The sequence below is a fragment of the Paenibacillus sp. S150 genome (assembly GCF_019352175.1).
GTDB lineage: Bacteria > Bacillota > Bacilli > Paenibacillales > Paenibacillaceae > Paenibacillus_AQ.
In genome coordinates this window covers 128,832-147,384 of sequence record NZ_JACBYI010000013.1, presented here as the reverse complement: position 1 = coordinate 147,384, position 18,553 = coordinate 128,832, and the positions used below count along the sequence as shown (strand labels likewise).

Genomic DNA, 18,553 nt, shown 5'->3' with positions numbered 1-18,553 from the left:
TGTTATTCCCCCCCGTATTGTTGTTCCCGTTCAATTTCAGACAAGGCGGCCTTTAGAAAGCGGTCATCGGCCCAGCCGGCCAAATCAAAATCCTCGGTGATATACCCATGATCGTACAGAAAACGCTTCTGTCCTTCCAGCGCCAGCAATCCTTGCCCGGAAAAGCCCGGAGCCAGCCGTTTATGGAAGTCAAAGGAATGGGAAGCCGCAACCTGCCCCGGCGTTCCGTAGGTCTGCTCCGCGAACAAATCAAGCACTTCCGAACGATGCGTTTTGGCCCATTCTGCGGCAAGCAGCAGCTGCTTGAGATACGCAACAACGATTTCCGGATGATCCTCGGCAAGAAGTCTGCTAACCGTCAATACATTGGGGTATTCGTTATTAACCGGAAGAAGATGGCCCGGATTACTGCTGATCTCAAAAATTACCTTGTATTTGCCCGTGTCGAGCAGCCGCTGAACCTTCGTGCCCTTGACATATATAACATCCACTTCACCGCTGTCCAAGGCTTCCACCTCGCGGGACCCTAATTCCCGCTTTTTCTCCGGAGAGGAAGATACGAAGTCCCCTTCGGCAATAAGCTCTACAAAGGAACCCGAGTAACCGGCGAGCCCGCGTGCGGCCAATGCAATCTCAAAGCCATGTTCCGCCGAAGCCTTGTGAAAGTCAATCAGCGCCGAGGGGTGTGACGGTATGCCGATCTTATATTTTTCAAGCTGCTCCGGAGACTCCAGCGGCGAATCCGCTCTTGCCAGAAGATATTGCTTCTGTTCAAGCAGCGTCAGTCCAATTAAAACAACCTCGGCGCCATTCGACTTGGCCCAGATCGGCGGAATATTGCCGCCTTCACGGAACAGAAGCGGATTCTGGTAATCAAAATGCGACTTCCAAAGCGGCTGCTCCAGCGTCTGAAGCCGAACCGGTTCAACATCCAGCTTATTCAGCCCTTCCTTCAGCCAGCCTTTGTTCGCGGCGATATAACTGGTATTGCCTACCGGGCAGATCGTGTAATGAATTTCACTTACTTTTGTAAGAATATTTGACATTAAACTCACCCTTTCCGCTTTTATGTGGCATTGAACCTAATGGAAATATTGTGTATCGAAAAGCTTGGTAACATCGACCTTCTTGTCCGCTTCAATATCGCCATGTTCAACAAGCCAGTTCTGCATCGCAGCCGTTTCCGCCTGGATCGTGGTTAAATCATGGGCAGACTCCCACGTTGAACCCATACGTTCCCACGCGAACTTGGAAATATCGGCCGGTACCCGGCTTACACTCTCCACAATTTCAGCAGCCTCATCCCTGTTCGCAAGCATCCATGCTTCGGTCTTGTCCTGAAGTTCAATATATTTCTTCGTAATATTTGGATAATCCTTGGCAAATTGAGTCGAAGTGAAGGTAACGGTTGCTCCCCCGCCTTGAACATATATGGATTCCTGATCCGGGTTGGCGATTTCCCGCGCAGAGCCGTTTAGAATGAGCGCCGCCACATCCCCCAAGAGATGGGTGGATATCGCATCAACCTCCTTGGACAGCAGCGCCGTCTTGTTCTCGCTGGAGGGGATATTTACATAAGTCCAGTCCTTGCCCTGTGTCCATCCTTCCGTCTCGGCTTTTTCATACAGCACCATGTAAGGGCAGCCTGCCTTCCAACTGGCTATTTTTTTGCCTTTCAGATCGTCAAAGGTTTTGACCGGTGAATCTGCAAGAACAATAATACTCGCAATATCGGGCTCCGGATGTACAGATACCTGAACCGCCGTCAGATCCGCGCCCTGTGATTTGTATTGCAGCAGGGGATACAGCATCCGGTTGGCAAAATGCAAGTCATTGCGTGCAATAAGCTGAGCCTCATTGCCCAGCGTACCCTGTACAAGTTCAACGCTGGTACCGAGGGCTTCAAAGGTTTCCTTGAACCAGCCCTTTTTGTCTGCCACATAAGCCCAATCTGAAGCCGCAACCTTCAGTACTGCCAGTTTCTTCTCGGGAGCAGCAGTTGCCTGCGGCTCAGCTTCAGGAGGGGAGGCTGCAGCCACTGTTTTATCCGCTTCGGAACCGGCCGCAGCTTGTCCGCCGGTGTTTTTATCATTGCCGCATCCGGCCAGTGAGAGCAGGCTGACACTTAGAAATAACGCTGTCCATAATGCGCTGATCCTTTTCGTTTGGTTTCTCATGAATTGATTCTCCTTCTGGTCTTGGTGAGGATAGAGATTTGTTTGCAGCTATTTGTTCCGGCAACAACCATCGCTGAGGCTGATATTTGCTGTGCATGCTTTTTTCACCTGGAGCTTCACCTCTTTCCCATCCTTGCCGTAGATGGTGGATATCCAACTAAGTTCATGTGTTTAATTATATAATCCGCGGATTATTGGACAAGGGAATTTTTTTTGCTTTTATCCTGATTATATTTGGCTTTCCTTCACTGGGTTAAAAGCTCTGCCAGACAAAAATAAGCCTCATTAAATGAGGCCGGGTGCTGGCATGCAATTAAATAATCTTTTTGGCGGACAGCAGCTTTTTGTATTCCGCCGGGCTGCTCTTCGTATGCTTTTTAAACAACCGGCTGAAATATTCCGGATCGCTGTAGCCGATTATTGTGCTGATCTCATTGGATTTGCTGGAGGTCGTCTCCATCAAATAACGGGCGCGTTCCATTTTGACAAATGTAATGTAATCAATAAAATGCAGCCCCGTCTCCTGCTTAAACTTATTGCTTAGATAGGTGTGGTTAATGTACTGGCTGTCGGCTACGGATTTAAGTGACAGCTGCGAGTCTACATGCCTGACTACGTATTCGCACACCTCCGGAATAATCCCCTTTCCTGCAGCTGGCTTGAACCGCCGCAGCAGCAGGAGCAGACTTTCCAGCTTTTCCGTGTAATATTGCGTAAGTTCATCAGGACTGTTGCCGGCATAGCATTGCTGGTAATAAGAAGAAAGCTTCACAAAAGAATGCAGCCATTCATTGGACTTGGTTACCTTTGCCAGCAAATTGAAATACAGCCTGTTCAGAGCCTTCACCAGCTTCGGAATATCCTGTTCCACTATGATATAAAGATCGGCCGCCGCCTGACGGAAACTGTCAAGAGCCGCTTCAATTTCGCATGTCGTACAACCGGCAATCACATACCTCTCCACTTCAAGGCAGGCATATTCTATTCCCTCGGCGGAGGAACCGCCGCTGTTCATAACAGCACAATCCATGAGCTTTCCGGCTCTTTCCAGCGTATTCCTCAATATGTTATCGGTATCGCTGAGTACTACAACACAGGGGCAGAGATTTTCCATTTTGATATACTGCAGCAGTTCAATTCCATCCACGATTGGCATTCTTATATCGGTAATCACCAAATCATATTTCTGCTCGCGCAGCTTCCGAAGCGCCTCATAGCCGTTGTTCGCCGTATCAGCCACGCGGAAGCCCGTTGCTTCGCCCCAAGCGCCCGTACGCTCCGCTTCGCAGGTGAAGATTTCCCTGTCGCCGACAAGCAAGGTGTTAAACATGCATCCTTCACCATCCTTTATATCCATTCTTGCATTACGGAGAGAAAGCGTTATTCCGCTTCCAATATGTCTATAGGGTCCAAGGTAAAATATATCTTCGTCCCTTCGCCAGCCTCGCTCGTTATCCATACGCCGCCATTTACGGAAAAATGTAATATATTTCCATTAAGTATGGATCTCTTTTCAAAGGATATCTACGCCGAGCCGTTCAGCCTGTTTACGGATATATGCCGTGCCTTCACGGTAAACCTCTTCATCTCCAAGGAAATAATTGATCAGCAAAGGGGCATTGTGATCCAGACGGCCGAATTCGGTCAGAAACGTGCTCCAGTCAAAGCCCCCTCTCCCGGGAACTGCAACATCCAGATGCACAACCAGCTGATTGGTTAAAACAATATCCTTGATATGGGCACTTTGAATATGAGGGCCCAGCAGCTTGAATACATGCTTGATGTAAGACTCCTGGTTCAAAAACAACTCAGGGGTGCTGATGGTATTAACGATATCCAGATGAACTCCAAAAGCCTTGCGGTCCACCGCATCCAGCAGGCGCAGATAAGCTTCCGGGGAATTAGGCAAAAGCCACGGAAACAGCTCCAGCGCATAAAAGGTTCTCTCCGGCTTGACATCATCCAGTATTTCCCGGACAGTGTCCACGATAAGAGTAAAGGTATCCTCATGCAAATGGTCGCGGTGCGGTGCCGGCTTTTCCCCGAAATAACCGGAAAGGTTGACTGTGCAGGCGGCCCCCACCCTATCGGCCAAGGCCAGCCGTTCTTTGGCGTAGCGGAGGGCCTCTCTCCGCCTGTCCTGGTCAGGATCAAGCACATTGTTGAAGATATGCACCTCCGCGATCTTCACATTCGCCTTCAAGGCGGCTTCGGCATAGCACTGCTCATCTCTTTCGGATGATAATGTGACATCGGGCCAATAAGCGGCTGAATAACCGGCCCGTTGAACGGATGCGATCCATTGATCAGGGCCGCCCACTTCTCCAAATACGGGTCCACCGATTCTCATTTCACTTCACACCTTCCATTTTTTAAGATAAGGCTGCTCTTTAAACAAAAAACTCCCTGGACCGCTGTGAATGCAAGCGGCAGGGAGCCTCCAGTAATCCGGTTGACCCATTATTCCAATAATTTTAATATGAAATTGATTATAGAAAAGATTTTCCCGCTGTGTCAACTATTAAAATCACGTTACCGGGGATATTGGAGCGGCTCATCCGGAGGAGCCGGCCTGCCAATTCTTCAGCATCTCCCGGGCTTGCTGCGGATCATCCATGAGCAGAGTCCGGTACTCCAGCATCTTGTTAAGGGTATCCAGCATTTGGTCGTATTCTTCCTTCTTGAGTTCGATCTCCTTCTTCTTGCCTTGAATCCAGTCTATAATCTGCAGATTCGTGCGCGCATTGGTGTCGTGGTCCTGCAGAGCTTCCTTCAGTTCAGCCAGCGAACAGCCGATAGACTGGAACTTCTTGATGAGCTTCAACCGCCCGACGGCCTTTTCCGAATAGTTGCGGTAATTATTGCTTTCCCGCCGGACATGCCGGTCATCCAGCAAGCTTCACCAATGATTTTTCCGACTTTGACGGGGCACTGGCCCTGGATTTGGGGGCCGTCGAAGCTATGGGAGCGGCGCTGGAAGGCTCCGGGAAGCCTTTCATTACCACGGCTCACGCAAATGGAGTTGCCGTGGATCAGGCCGTGCTCGCCATGGCCGGGCGGGGAATCCGGGCATCCATCGTCTCGCTGTCACCCTCTGTGCACGGCGAAGGCGACAGGGGCTTCGTGCCGATGATGATCAACATCGCCCGGGAGAAGGGCTTCGCCGCCTACATCGGCGACGGAACGAACCGCTGGCCGGCGTTGCACCGCCTGGATGCGGCAATTCTGTACCGTCTGGCGCTGGAATCCGCCCCGGCGGGCTCACGGCTGCTTGGGGCCGGCGATGAAGGCATTCCGCTCCGCGAGATTGCAGAGATCATCGGGCGGCAATTGAACGTGCCGGCAGTCAGCATAACCCCTGAAGAAGCTGCCGCCCATTTCGGCTTCCTTAGTGCCATTGCGGCACTTGACATCACCAGCCTGTACAACACTGCGCAGGCGAGCCAGGCAACCCGGGAGCTTCTGGGCTGGCAGCCGGTGCAGCCCGGGCTGATCGCCGATCTCGAAGAAGGACACTATTTTGCCTGACAAAAGCTGCAAGATGGCCGGGCAGATTGAAATTGAAGTAAAGCCGGCGCTGCAGGGACAAGCAAAACAAGGGATGCTTCATCGGCCGGGCGGTTCGCCTGCGGCCGGTTGAAGCATCCCTTGTTCATTTTCCGCCTGCCCCCCCTGTCGGGGAACGCAGCTAAATTTATCTGCGGGGCTGTCCGTCCAGCCCGGGGGCAAGGCCCCGGTCCTTCAGCAGCTTGATGAACATCCCGCCGACCACGCTGCGGTGCTGGAAGCCGATCTGTCTGGCGGTATGCGTGTCGTACCAGTCCGAGAACGGAACGCGGTCGCGCGTTTCATTGAGGAAATCCCACAGCGGCGCGATCATCCGCTCGAAGTCCCCCTGCTCCTCCGCCAGCGCGGCGGCCCAGACGAGCCAGTCACCTTTGGTGTAGGATTCCCGGTTATCCAGCGGCACGCCGTAGCGGTTCTGCTGTTCCCGGTACCAGGACGTTTCCCGGGAAATGATTGCCTCATCGAAGAGCTGCGTCCCGAAAATGAGGTCCCAGATCAAATTATATTTCAGGCTCCAGGTGCCGCCGCTGCCGAACGCCAGCTTGGTATGGGGGAGCGCCTCGCCTTGCGCCGCCGCAAGCTCCGCCCACTGGGCCGCCATGTCTCTGGCCGCCTGCAGATAACGCTCCGCTTCGGCGGAATCGTCCAGCAGCCCGCACAGGATCGAATAGCTGGCCACTCCCATGACCGCTTTGACCGACAGGTTGGCATTGCGGGCCAAATGTCCGGCGAAGTCGTCCGTGCACAGCTGATTCTCCGGATCGAGCCCGAATTCCAGCAAATAATCAGCCCATGCGGACAGCAGCCCGCGGTGCTCCGCCGCAAACTCCGTGTGTCCATCGGCCAGGGTAACCGCCGCCGCCATCACGAGCATATTGCCGCATTCCTCGACCGGCATTTGCGCCTCGAGCGCATTCTCCCCGTACACCTGCCCGTTGGCGAGCGGGTACTGGCCGACATCATGGGGAGCGAATTCAAACTCCCACGCTTCACTCGCCGCATATTTCAGAATCGGCCGCATCATGCCGCGAACCAGCTCCGGCTGGTACAGCAAAAACAGCGGAATGGAAGGGTAGCTGACGTCTACCGTAGCGATGCAGCCGTTGCTGAAGCACTCTTTGGACATGAACAGCGGCTGGCCTTCCGCATCCGTCACCAGCTTATGCGCGGCGATGGCCTGCCGGTAGGACAAAGCCAGAATATCGGCGTACTTCTCCCCGCCGGCAAGCACAGCGTCCGCCTGGAGCTGCCGGTCAAACGCTTCGCAGCGGAGCATAATGCCCGGATATTCCCGAAACGCATCCGCCACCATCTCCAGCGCGGTTTTTCCGTCTTTTTTCCAATAAGCCTCCAGCTTCCGGCCGAAATATTCAATCGCATAAACGTCATCGTAGGCAAGCACAATCAGCCGGGATTTCTCCTCCGTAGCGTCCACCTCGCCGCAATCCCATACTGCAGCCAGCACGGGCTGCTCATCGCGAACCGTATAGGCTTTATCCGGCGCAGCTTCATCAATATCCGCCCCGGCTTCCCCGGTCTTCACAAACGGCCCCCGGAGCTTCTCCGCCGGTCCCGCCCACGTTCTTGTTTCGGGAGTCTCTTCCACCGCCAGCACAAGGCTGCCCCAATCGATCCGCAGATCGTCCCCCGAGGCATTCAGAATATTCTGCCCGGCGCAGCTCGCCTGCAGAAGCACCAGCCCCTCGGCCTGCTCCCGCCGCAAAACCGCCTGCTGATCGCTGCTGTTGACGCACCATTCCCCGCTCACATCAAAATACACCTGCACATTGTGTGCCCTGCCGTCCAGGGACCGCACCCGGAAGGACACGTAGGACGCCGGACGCGACAGCAGCTCCAGAGACTCCGGCAGCAGCGGGCTTGTGAAGGCAAGCTCCAGCGCCACACCGCCTGCTTCAAAGCTGTAAATGCTGGACAGCGGCGTCACCCGGAGTCCGGTTTGCCGCATGGCCTCCGGCTCCGTGCAGTAATTCTCCGGATTAGGCTCGGTGAAGCCGGCGAACCGCCAGGGAGTCCCGTCGATGCGGATCAGCCCGGTCAGCGCGTTGCGCTTGCCTGTCCAATGCCGGGTGAAGTCGTCGGTCAGGCGGTCCGCCATCGACCAAACGCTGAAATAGGGATCAATCGTTACCAGTGGAACTGCCGGCGGGCGTAAGGCCATTGTCATAAAATATCTCCTCCACAAGCGGAAACGGCTGTGCCGGCCTTGTATAAGGACGGTACCGTTTCAGCGATAAATATAAAGATAAGTTGTTGCGTGAAACATCAACATTATTTATAAGCTGAACTTGAAACAATAATAAAAAGGGCAGCCATTTTAGTGGTAAAAAGGAACGCTAAGGTAGCGCATTCGGATTCCGGATCATACCTTAGTGGGAAAAAGTACAGCTAATCCGGCTGAAATCAGCCGTATGGGGGGAACGGGCCTCCATGAAGTGTACAAAATCCCGCTAAAGCCCGTTAAAGCCGGAATTCCAGCCCATTAGTGTTACTTTTTCCACTTCGCTTCCGTTCCCTACGTCAGGTTCTCCGGTTCAACTCCTATAGTTAGATCAGGACCCGTCCGGACGCCGGGCCATACACTTATTTCGTTACCGTAATCTGTATTCCTCCGTCGTCATGCCCATAAAAAATCAGCAGCGTCTGCGACGCCGGATCGAACTCGTATTGCAGCGCGGCCGCTCCCGCAGCTACGGATGCCGGGTCCGCCGCACAGCGGATGCGCGCGGCCGCCTGCAGCGGACGCGGGCCTCTGGCCCTAAACGAGATGACGTCCGCATCTTCCTTGAAATCCTCGATCCGCGACGAGGCGGCGATCACTCCGCCGCCCGGCCGCCCCGCGTAATCCAGGTCATAGAGAAGCGCCTGCTGTCCGGGCGGGATCGCGACCTGCTCCTTCACCGGCAGGCCCGCTTCCAGCAAATCAACATAACGCCCCTGCAGGATGAGCGGCGTCTCGCTGACCGACTCGGTCATCACCGAGGCAATGACATAAGGTCCGCGGTGCAGCCGGTAATAGTTCAGCGCTTCCCAGCGGAGCGGGCGGGCTTGCCCGTCCGGCGCCCCCGTGTCCCGGGCTTCCGCAGCACCCGCGTCCGCAGCGTCCGATTCCGCAGCGTCCGATTCCGCAGCGCCCAGGGCTTCCAGCGCTTCCCGCACCGCGGTCCGGAAACGTTCCGCCGCTTCGGCGCTTTGCGCCAGCCGTTCCGGCCGCATCCGCAGGTAAGCGACATGGCCGCTGCCCACCCGGGTGATGCCCTCCGGCGTTTGATCCGTGCTCAGGCCGAGGCACTCGAATAAATGCTCTCTAGGCGAGGAATACCGGCGTTCCCCCTGGTTCCACCATTCCCGGACCCGGTGATACGGGTCGCTGTCGTCCCCTACATAGACCAGCGCACCGCCGTCCCGCACCCATTGGGCCAGCGCGTTGTGCAGATCCGGGTATTCAGGCTTCATAAATTCGTAGCTTAATACAAGCAGGCGGTAACTGTCCAAATATCCGGGAAACCGCCGCACATTATCGAGCTGCACCGGCCGGACCGGCAGCCCGTGCTTGACCAGCGGCAGCGTCAAGCCGTACAGCTCCGAGAAATTCAACAGCTCCAATGCGGCCTCATCCGTCAGCTCCACTTCATTGGTGCCGTCGTATTTCATCATGAAGCCGGCCGTTTCCGTCCCGATCACCTTCCGCTGAAACATCGCCGAATCGGCCAGCAGCACGCCGGCAACGGCGGGATTGCCGTATACCCGGACATCCTCCTGCGCCATATCGCCCAAGGTATGCATGATGGTCAAGAGGACGGTTGCATACTCCGCCGGAATGCCCTCCTTGCCGCTGCCGTCCTCCGCGGGATATTGCCCTGCAAAGATTCTTCCCGGCCAAGGCGCAACCTCGTAGCGGGCAATGTCCGGATGAAGCAGCGACGCCGTCAGGGTTCTGATGTAATTCTCCCGGTAATCCGCCCAAGTCCGCTTGGGGTCGTCTTCAATCGGGTCATGGAGAAACCACATCTTCCGGCCGGTTCCCCGCACCAGCTCCTGCATGATGCCGTACTCCAGAAACGCCGTCTCGAACGTCCGCTCCGCGCGTTTCCCTTCGTAGACATTGGCCGTGCGCGACGTTCCCGTCCAGATTTGGGCGATATAGCCGTTAATCGGGGGCAAATCGAGCAGCCGTGATTCCGGGCTGACGATCCGCCATTGGGTATAGTTGATCAGGCTGTGCGTCGGCACGTAAAAGCACAGCGGCCGGTTGTACCGGACCAGCGAATACTCCTTCAACGCCGAGCAGATGCGGTCCAGGCAGCGGGTATAGAGGTAGGCCTTGAGCCTGGAGGCGCGGTATTGCGCGTCCTCCGAGGCATGCGGAGGAATCCACGGCTCGTTGTAGTAATTTTGCCATTCACGCTTGAATGCCGCGGAATAACCGCCCTCCACCCAAAACTCCGGCTCCTCCAGGTGGATGGCTTCCACGCCCGCATCCACGGCGGGACGAATCCGCTCCGTCAGAAAATCGGCATAGCTTATCGTTGGCACCATATAGGGAATGTCCGCCGAAGTGCCGTGAATAACCGTTTCCCCGTCATGGTATTTCTGCGCTTCATCCCAATGGGAACGGCCGTCCACGCTGCCGTTCAAATAATCCTGATAGCCTCCCCAGGACACGCCGGTCATCAGGTGTACCCGGTAGCCCTGCTCCGTCCAGCCGCGGACCCGCTCCGGCATCGATCCGTCGATGCCGTACACCATCACGAAGTCCGTCTGCAAATCATATGCCGGTCCGAAGGCGCTGCCTTCCTGAAATCCGGTGCGTTCTTCCGCCCGTGCTCTCCCTGTCATGACTCCACGCCTCCTTCCGTCCCGGCAAACGCCACCCGGATCGTCTTGATTTCGAACGGCGTGAAGGACAGGACGGTCTCATTACTCTGTTCCGCCAGCATCCCTGCCGGCTTCTCCAGCAAATCGGCTTCTTCGATGGTCAGGCAATCCAGCCCGAACGACAGCCGGGCCTCGGCTCCCGCGCCTGCCGTCTCATACAGCCGCAGGATCAGATGGCCGCTGTCCTCGGCCTTCTTCACCGTCTCGATCATCACATGCGGGTGGTCGGTTTGCGCCAGCCCGATCCGCCGGACATATTCCTTCCCGCTGCCGCTTGGAGCCGGCGCCTGCACCATCGTGAGCGGAATATTCAGCTCATATCCCCGGCGGTATACGCCGGCCTGAATGAAATCGCCCTGGTGGGGATACAAGGCATAAGTAAACCTGTGCTTGGCCCGGTCGGCTGTGGGGTCAGGATAGGACGGGCTGCGCAGCAAATTCAGGCTCATGACGCCATTCTCCGCACTGTGCCCGTATTTGCTGTCGTTCAGCAGCGCTACGCCGTAATCCGGCTGCGACAGGTCAATGTAATGATGGGCGCAAATTTCGTCGCGCGCAAACTCGGTGGCATTGTTGCGGGTCGCGGGCCGCTTGAGCACCCCGAACTGGATATCGCAATTGACCTGGTCGGCCGCCACATTCACCGGAACATTGACCCGCAGCATCTTCCCCGCTTCACGCCAGTCCACCTCGGTATCCAGCCGCAGCAGCTCTCCGCCTTGTTCCAGGCTGACAGTCTGCTTCAGGACCGACTTCCCTAGCCGGTATTCCTGCTCGACGACAGCCCGCGGCCCCAGCACATAGGCGCGCACCCGTTCCAGCTTCATGGTGCCGGCGACCGTCTCGCGGTAATCGCGCGGGAAGTCCCAGGCATCCCCGTCATCATGGTAGGCCGTAAAGACGTTGGCCTTCGCTCCCGGCCGCACCGCTTCCCTTCCGGCGGCCTTATCGTACAGTGACACGATGCTGCCGTCTTCGGCAAAACGGACCCTCAGCCGCCCGTTCTCCAGCCTGCGGTCCTCCGCGGTCAGCCGGCCGCCGGGAGGCTCCGCTTCGGCCTCCGCCAGCGAACGCCAGCCCAGCGCCGGCACCTGGACAAAATGCCGGCCGCCGCCGTATTCCACCCATTCCCGCCGCTCCCACGGCAAGGAATTGAACAGGACGGGGGTTCCGGCCGCGGTGCCGGACAAAGCGGCGATCCGCCCGCAAGTGCCGGCAATCATCGCCTGCACTTCTTCCAGCAGCTTGCTGTACCGCTCCAGCGACTCGTCGTACACTCTTGTGATGGAGGAGCCGGGCAAAATGTCATGGAACTGGTACAGGAGCATTTCCTTCCATATCGCCTCAAGCCGTTCGGCCGGATAGCCGCTTTCCCCGCCGCTCAGCGCCCACAGCAGCGATGCGGCGAATTCCAGCTCACGCAAAGCCTTTTCCAGCTTGCGGTTGTACCATTTATTGCGAGCTTGCGTGGTGAGCGTCCCCTGATGCTTCTCCAGATACAGCTCGCCGCGGTAGGTCTGGAAGCGGGAAGCTTCCCGCTCCAGCCGCCGGAAAAAGGCAATGGCAGGCTCCTGGACTACCGGCGGCAGCCCCAGCAGGTTCTTCTCCCGGGCCAGCCGTTCCAGATGCTCTTCGCCCGGACCGCCGCCGCCGTCGCCGATCCCGAACAGCATCAAGGCATGCTCTGAAACGCCGCGGTCCAGGTAGCGCTCTTCAATCTTGACGAGCGACCGCGGGGCCGCCGGACTGTTGTACGTGTCCTCCGGCGGCAGATGCGTCAGCACCCGCGTCCCGTCGATGCCCTCCCACAGGAAGCTGTGATGCGGATGCGTATTGTAGACGCTCCACGACAGCTTTTGCGTCATCATATAGTCCACTCCGGATTTCTTGAGCAGCTGCGGCAGGCTTCCCGTATATCCGAACACATCGGGCAGCCACAGCACCTTCATCTCCCGGCCGAATTCCTGCTCGAAGAACCGTTTGCCGTACAAAATTTGCCGCACCAGCGCTTCTCCGCCGGATATGTTCGTATCCGGCTCCACCCACATGGCGCCCTGCACCTCCCAGCGCCCTTCCCGCACACGCTCCTGCACCTCTGTGTAGAGCTGCGGATAATGCTCCTTCATCCAGGCATAAAGCTGCGGCTGGCTGGCGCCAAACACATAATCCGGATATTTCTCCAGGTTGCGAAGCGCGGTGGAAAAGGTCCGGGCGCCCTTGCGTACCGTTTCGCGGATCGGCCACAGCCAGGCGAGATCGATATGCGCGTGCCCGATGGCACTAACCGTTACTACGGGATCTCCGCCCTGCTTCGCCAATACCGGCGCGAGCTTCGCTCTGGCCAGCTCTACGGTTTCCCCGTTAATCTCCGCGAGCAGATTGGCGGCCTCATACACGCTTTGCAGCACCCGCGCCTGTCTCGCGCTTGATTCCGGCAGCTGCCCGGCCAGCTCGCTCAGCACCTCCAGGTCATAATACAATTGGCGCGCTTCTTCATGGCATACGGCTATGCACGCTTCTTTGAGCGTTCCGCTGCGGAAGTGGCCGAACAAGTCGTTGCAGCCGCCGTCTCCCCACAAATCAATGACTTCGCCGCCCTTGGCCTTTGCAGTGCAGTCAACCACGCGCTTGCCGGGCATTCCCAGGCTGTAATCAAATTGGGAGCTCACATTGGTCAAGCCCTGACGCGGGGTTCCGGCATCGTCCACCAGGCATAATTCCCCGTTGATGTCGATTAACAGCACAACTTTGGAGCCTGCGGCGGACATGGGCACCTCACCCCGGAAATGAAACCAGGCGCAGTCCCATAGCTCTCCCCATTTGTCTCCGGCTTTTAATTGAACCCGCTTGCCGGACATCCGCTGCTCATAGGCTGCCGGCTCAGCCGTCAACCAAGCCTCAACCGTCAAAGCGGCGACCGGCTCATAAAGGTAATCCTGCAGCTTGGACAGCCGCTCCTGCACTCTCCGGGTCATGACCGGACTTACTTCATAAGGCATGCTGCATCACTCTTTCAATGGAATTTACTTCGTTACGTCCTCCGCCTTCTTCTGCGCCTCATCCAGAATCGACTTGATATCTCCGCTTGTCATCAGCGATTTGGTTACAGCATCACCGAACATTTGCCAGACCTTCGAGTCTTCCTTGGCAAACGTCGGCAGCCCCTGCACGTTGCCGGCCATCGCCAGATAGTGCTGGTACATTTCGGGATGCCCGGATTTGTAGCTGTCTGTTTCGGCAATCGATTTAAGCACCGTGGAACGGACGCCCGTATCGGCGATCAGCTGCTGGATTTCCTCACTGTACATCGCGCGGATGTAGGCAAAGGCCGCTTCCTTGTTCTTCGCATCCTTCGGCACCGAATGGAACGCCGCGCCAATGGTAATGTTGCCCGGCTGGCCGCCTTGGGACAGGGGAATTTGCGCCATGCCGTAATCGATGCCGATTTGCGAGCTTTCGGCCGCCCGCCAAGGACCGTCAATCAGATAGGCGATCTGCCCTTTTTTGAAGGCGTCGAAATACGTCCCTTCATTCGTGTTGGCCATCAGTCCGGCCGGATGCCCTGCGTTCAGCTCTTTTAAAAACTTCACGGTTTCTATGTTGGCGTCGGAGTTAAAGACCGGCTGGCCCTGATCATCGGCAAAGCCTCCGCCGTTGATGACCATGAGCGTGCCGTAGCGCAAGTAACCGCCTGCATTGGGTCCGGCATATACACCGCCGCCGTAATATTTGCCTTTGCCTGCTTCCGTTACCTGTTGCACATCCGCCAGCAGCTCATCCCAGGTTTCCGGGGCTTTGTCCGGATCAAGACCGGCTTCCTTCACCAGCTTTTTATTCCAGAACAGGCTGCTTACGCCCGGCTGGGAAGCAAAACCGTAAATCTTGCCGTCATACTCCATCGGTTTCCAGGCTGCGGGCGCCACATTGCTGCGGATTTCCTCCGCCATGCCGTCCGGGAACGGCTCAAGCAGGCCCTGCCGGGCAAAACCCGGCATTTGCGTTTCCCCGACGATAATATCCGGCAAGTTTTTCGCCAGAAAACCGGCTGTTTGCTTTTGAATAAGCGGTTCGCCCCAGCCCCAATCCTCCATGTTCACGGTAATGTTTTGCGCCTGCATCTTCTCCAGGATAATTGATTGATAAAAATACGGGAAGACGCCGGACTTGAGCGGCTCGCCAGGGGTATAGCTGAAATCCTCGGCGGCAACCCGCGGGTTTTGCGCCTCGTCGGCAATCAGCGCCTGCTTCTTTTTCTCCAGCAGCCCGCTCAGCACGCCCACGCCTACGCCGACAGCGCCTTCATTCAGCACGGTAATCGTCACGCCCTCCGCAGATTTGCCGTCTCCCGGCTGGCCTTCGGCTCCTGAGTTGCCGGCGGCCTGATTATTGCCCCCGCCCCCGCAAGCCGACAAACTTGCCGTGAGCATGAATGAGAGCGCGGTGAAGGCCATTTTTTTCAATATCATAACTTGAACCCCTCCATGACATTTTTGGATGTATATACAAAAGGACAACTACCCTTTGATACCGGTGTTCGCCAAGCCCTGGACAATGTATTTCTGGAAAAAAGCAAAGATCAGCAGGGCGGGAATCGTGATGCCAAGGCTTAAGGTGATAATCATCGGGTAGTTGATTACCGCGCCAGGACTGGCTCCCACTGAGGACAGGCGTGTAATTGCCGCCGGAAGCGTTTGCAAACTATCGCTTGTTGTATAAAAGAAAGGCGTAATGAAATCGTTCCACGTGCCCAGCGCTGTCGTAATGGCGATAAAGGCCATAACCGGGAGCTGCAGGGGGAATAAAATCTGAAAGATCAGCCGGAGGGTACCCGCCCCGTCCACGACCGCCGCTTCATCGATCTCCAGCGGGACCTTTTCCAGCGATTGCTTCACCAGGAAGGTTCCCATAATATTGATGCCGGGTCCGCCGATCAGGTACACCCACCATGAGTCGAGAATCCCCTTTCCCCCCGTAAACACATGGTTTCCTCCGGCAAACGGAAATCTGGCAAATTCCAGATAGGTCGGGATGATGGCAAGCGTGCCGGGAATCATTTGCGTCGCCAGCAGAATCAGAAAGATCGTTTCCCTTCCCTTGAACTTCAAGCGGGCAAAAACATAGCCGGCCAGGAATGAAGTCAGAACTGCCCAAAACGTGTTGTACACGGTCCGGATGAGCGAATTTCTAAAATACATCGCCACCGAGGAGTCCACTGTTCCTACGATCAGCTCCTTGAAGTTTTCCAGCGTCGGCTGCTTGGGAATCGGGAAAATGCCAAGCACGGTGGCCGTAAATTCCGTCCGCGTAAACAAACCGGCAAGCACCATGAAAATCAGGGGATAGAGCAAAACAAGGCCAATGCCAAGCAGGAGGATATGGCTGATAAGATAGGTGGGCCTGAACTGTTTTTTAAAATTCCCGCTTTGTGTTTCCCGCATGTGCTTTCCCCCTTTCTCCTGCTTGCTTTACCGGTTTGACCGGTATCGTTGTCCGTTTGTCCGACTTGGTGGACCAGTTGTAATACAATACAGTGACCGCAATAACGATCAGCGCCATAATCAGGGAAGAGGCTCCGGCCATGCCGAGGTTGAAATCCCAGAAGCCGTCCCGGTAAATCCGGAACACGAGCACTTCCGTTTGGCCATAGGGGCCGCCGTTCGTAATGAACAGCACCTGCTCATAAATCTGAATCGCTCCGATCAGGTTGGTGATCACAATATAGGTCGCGATTGGCTTGAGGCCCGGCAGCGTGACATAGCGCAGCTTGTGAAGACGCCCGGCTCCATCGATTTCCGCCGCCTCATAGAGCGATACGTCCACGGATTGCAGGCCCGCCAGCCAGATCAGCGCCGCTCCCCCTACACCCTTCCAGAGCGAATAAATTACGATCCAGAAAATGCCCCAGCTTACCGAATACTGCCAGATAATCGGTTCCTTGCCCAGCGCTTTGAGGATGTTGTTGATCACCCCGTTGTTCGAATCCAGAAAAATATTAAACACCTGCGTGGTAGCCACCGTCGACGTAACGGCGGGAACGTACCAGATTGAGCGGTAAAAGCCTTTGCCGAAAAGCGGCATGTTCATCAGCAGCGCCGCCCCGAAGCCAGCAGCCAGCGTGACGGACGTCACAAGCCCGCCCAGCCATACCGACCGCCATAAGGCATCGGTGTAGACCGGATTTTTGAAGAAGCTGATGAAATTATCGAACCAGATAAAATTCGGTATATCCGAGAGCCCTATCCATTCAAAAAAACCGAGTCCAAAACCGAACAAGGTCGGAAATCCCGACACCACGAGCCAAAACAAAAACATGGGTACCAGAATCACAGCGGCGATGATAGCATCCTTATGCCTGCCCATTCCCCGTTTGAAAGAAGCCCTTCCCTCCCGTTCTGCTGTTTTTTCCATATAGCCAAGCGACCTCCTAACTGATTTACGCCATACAACAACCGTGAGGAACAGTAACTCTATTTGCATTATTAAATATATTATAATATGTCATTTAAATCAAGATGTCATTTATATCATTTATCGCTAATTTTCCGCAAAAAAAAGACATCTCTTGCCTTAGCAAGCAGATGCCCTGCACTCCACTCTAATTCGCCCCGGACAGCGCCTTCCATATATTGCCGGTTACTGTCTGCGCAAGGGTCCTGCTGATTGACTTTCAATCAACTTGGGCTGAAGGATAACCTTCGTATATCCCTGGTTCTTCATGCCGGCGTTATCGAAAAGCTGCAGCAAAATGCTGGCCGCCGCCTTGCCCATCTCAATCTCCGACTGCGAAATATGCGAGAAATACCCCCATTCGTGCAGCCCCGGCGACGGATCGTCAAAGGTAAGGATGGAGACATCCTCCGGAACCCTGAGGCCCAGCTCTTTGCAGATCGAGTAGATATGCAGGCCAAGCCGCCCGTTCAGCGTAATATAGGCGGTGGCGATTTGGTTTCTGATAAAGCGGTACAGGGGATGCGCCGGGTCGATTCCGCTGTAATCCACATTGAAATCGGTCAGGATCAGCGCCGGATTAATCATGGCCTCCTTCTGCTTCAGCGCTTCCATATAACCGTTGATCCGGTCCTCAACTGTAATCGTCGGCAGCGGGGAGTCCGAGCAAATGGCAATGTCGCGGTGTCCCAGCCCCCACAGGTAATTGACGGCCAGCTCTCCGCCGACCAGACCGTCGCTGCGCGCCACATTGGTGGCCACGCCGGGCAGATAACGGTCGATCAGGACAAACGGGAAGCCCTGCAGCTTGAGGGACAGAATTTCCTCATTATACATCTCGGCATCGGACGGGAAGATGATCAGTCCTGCCGCGCCTTTGCGGATCAGATCCCTGATCGCCGCTTTTTCCCGGTCAATCGAATTGTATGTCAACACAATTTGCAGATGGTACGGGCTGTTTTCAATCACTGAGTTAATTCCCTCCAGCAGGCGTATGGAGAAATAATCCACGAGCAGCGGCATAACCAGCCCGATCGTTCTGGACTCCTGGTCCGCAGGGAACGGCTGGTCCGCAGCTTGCATTTTCTTGCCGCTTCCGCCCCGGTTCCCCGCCGCCGGCGGCAGACCAGGGACGCTTCCTTCCGGCTGAAGCCCGGGGTCCGCCTCATGCATCTCCCGGGCCAGCAGTTCACTGATGCCCTCGCCGACAAAGCTTCCCTTGCCCGGAATGCGGTAAATCCAGCCCTCCTTCGCAAGCTGCATGAGCGCGTTCGCCACCGTGATCCGGCTGACATCAAACTGCTCCATCAGCTCTTTTTCCGAAGGGATTTTATCGTTTTCCCGCACTTCGCCCTTCAGGATCAAATCTTTGAAGTACTGTTGAATTTGTATATATAACGGTTTTCGTTCGCTTTGCATATGGGTCTCCTCACTTATTTCTCTCTTTACAATAACGTTATATCATT

Annotated in this window: 13 protein-coding genes; 1 reads left to right on the top strand and 12 read right to left on the bottom strand. The window is 55.9% G+C overall.

Going from position 1 to position 18,553, the window contains the following annotated elements; genetic code table 11:
- Positions 1–2: 2 nt before the first annotated feature.
- The 5 genes from HYD27_RS14440 to HYD27_RS14420 form a co-directional block, all read right to left on the bottom strand.
- The gene (locus HYD27_RS14440) at positions 3–1,046 is read right to left on the bottom strand and encodes an ABC transporter substrate-binding protein (RefSeq protein WP_219216227.1); all 1,044 of its coding nucleotides are present in this window, start codon (positions 1,044–1,046) and stop codon (positions 3–5) included.
- 36 nt (positions 1,047–1,082) lie between these two features.
- Positions 1,083–2,177 (bottom strand): ABC transporter substrate-binding protein, encoded by a 1,095-nt coding sequence (locus tag HYD27_RS14435; protein WP_219216225.1) that lies wholly within the window; start codon positions 2,175–2,177, stop codon positions 1,083–1,085.
- 313 nt (positions 2,178–2,490) lie between these two features.
- The gene (locus HYD27_RS14430; protein ID WP_219216223.1) at positions 2,491–3,507 is read right to left on the bottom strand and encodes a helix-turn-helix domain-containing protein; all 1,017 of its coding nucleotides are present in this window, start codon (positions 3,505–3,507) and stop codon (positions 2,491–2,493) included.
- 183 nt (positions 3,508–3,690) lie between these two features.
- Positions 3,691–4,527 carry a sugar phosphate isomerase/epimerase family protein gene (locus tag HYD27_RS14425; protein ID WP_219216221.1) on the bottom strand — a complete coding sequence of 279 codons (837 nt, stop codon included), beginning with the start codon at positions 4,525–4,527 and terminating at the stop codon, positions 3,691–3,693.
- 204 nt (positions 4,528–4,731) lie between these two features.
- Entirely contained in the window at positions 4,732–5,073 is a 342-nt protein-coding gene (locus HYD27_RS14420; RefSeq protein ID WP_219216218.1) for a MerR family DNA-binding protein, read from the bottom strand.
- 65 nt (positions 5,074–5,138) lie between these two features.
- Here HYD27_RS14420 and HYD27_RS14415 point away from each other — a divergent pair, with 65 nt between their 5' ends.
- Entirely contained in the window at positions 5,139–5,705 is a 567-nt protein-coding gene (locus HYD27_RS14415; RefSeq protein ID WP_228745134.1) for a Rossmann-fold NAD(P)-binding domain-containing protein, read from the top strand.
- 166 nt (positions 5,706–5,871) lie between these two features.
- Here the strand turns inward: HYD27_RS14415 and HYD27_RS14410 are convergent, their stop codons facing one another.
- From HYD27_RS14410 to HYD27_RS14380, 7 genes are all read right to left on the bottom strand, one after another.
- A complete protein-coding gene (locus HYD27_RS14410; RefSeq protein WP_219216216.1) occupies positions 5,872–7,929 on the bottom strand; it encodes a glutaminase family protein in 2,058 nt (685 codons plus the stop codon).
- A 416-nt stretch (positions 7,930–8,345) separates the two neighbouring features.
- Positions 8,346–10,601, bottom strand: a complete 2,256-nt coding sequence (locus HYD27_RS14405; RefSeq protein WP_219216213.1) for a hypothetical protein — start codon at positions 10,599–10,601, stop codon at positions 8,346–8,348.
- Positions 10,598–13,639: an alpha-mannosidase gene (locus tag HYD27_RS14400; protein WP_219216211.1), complete on the bottom strand. Its 3,042-nt coding sequence runs from the start codon at positions 13,637–13,639 to the stop codon at positions 10,598–10,600. The genes HYD27_RS14405 and HYD27_RS14400 overlap by 4 nt, the downstream gene beginning before the upstream one ends.
- 24 nt (positions 13,640–13,663) lie before the next feature.
- Positions 13,664–15,106, bottom strand: coding sequence for an extracellular solute-binding protein (locus tag HYD27_RS14395; RefSeq protein WP_219216209.1), 1,443 nt, complete (start codon positions 15,104–15,106; stop codon positions 13,664–13,666).
- A gap of 48 nt (positions 15,107–15,154) precedes the next feature.
- A complete protein-coding gene (locus HYD27_RS14390) occupies positions 15,155–16,078 on the bottom strand; it encodes a carbohydrate ABC transporter permease (protein ID WP_219216206.1) in 924 nt (307 codons plus the stop codon).
- Positions 16,050–17,048: a carbohydrate ABC transporter permease gene (locus HYD27_RS14385; protein WP_219216205.1), complete on the bottom strand. Its 999-nt coding sequence runs from the start codon at positions 17,046–17,048 to the stop codon at positions 16,050–16,052. Before HYD27_RS14385 ends, HYD27_RS14390 begins: the two co-directional genes overlap by 29 nt.
- A gap of 225 nt (positions 17,049–17,273) precedes the next feature.
- On the bottom strand, positions 17,274–18,506 hold the full coding sequence (locus tag HYD27_RS14380) for a GntR family transcriptional regulator (protein WP_219216203.1): 1,233 nt from the start codon (positions 18,504–18,506) through the stop codon (positions 17,274–17,276).
- Positions 18,507–18,553: the final 47 nt, after the last annotated feature.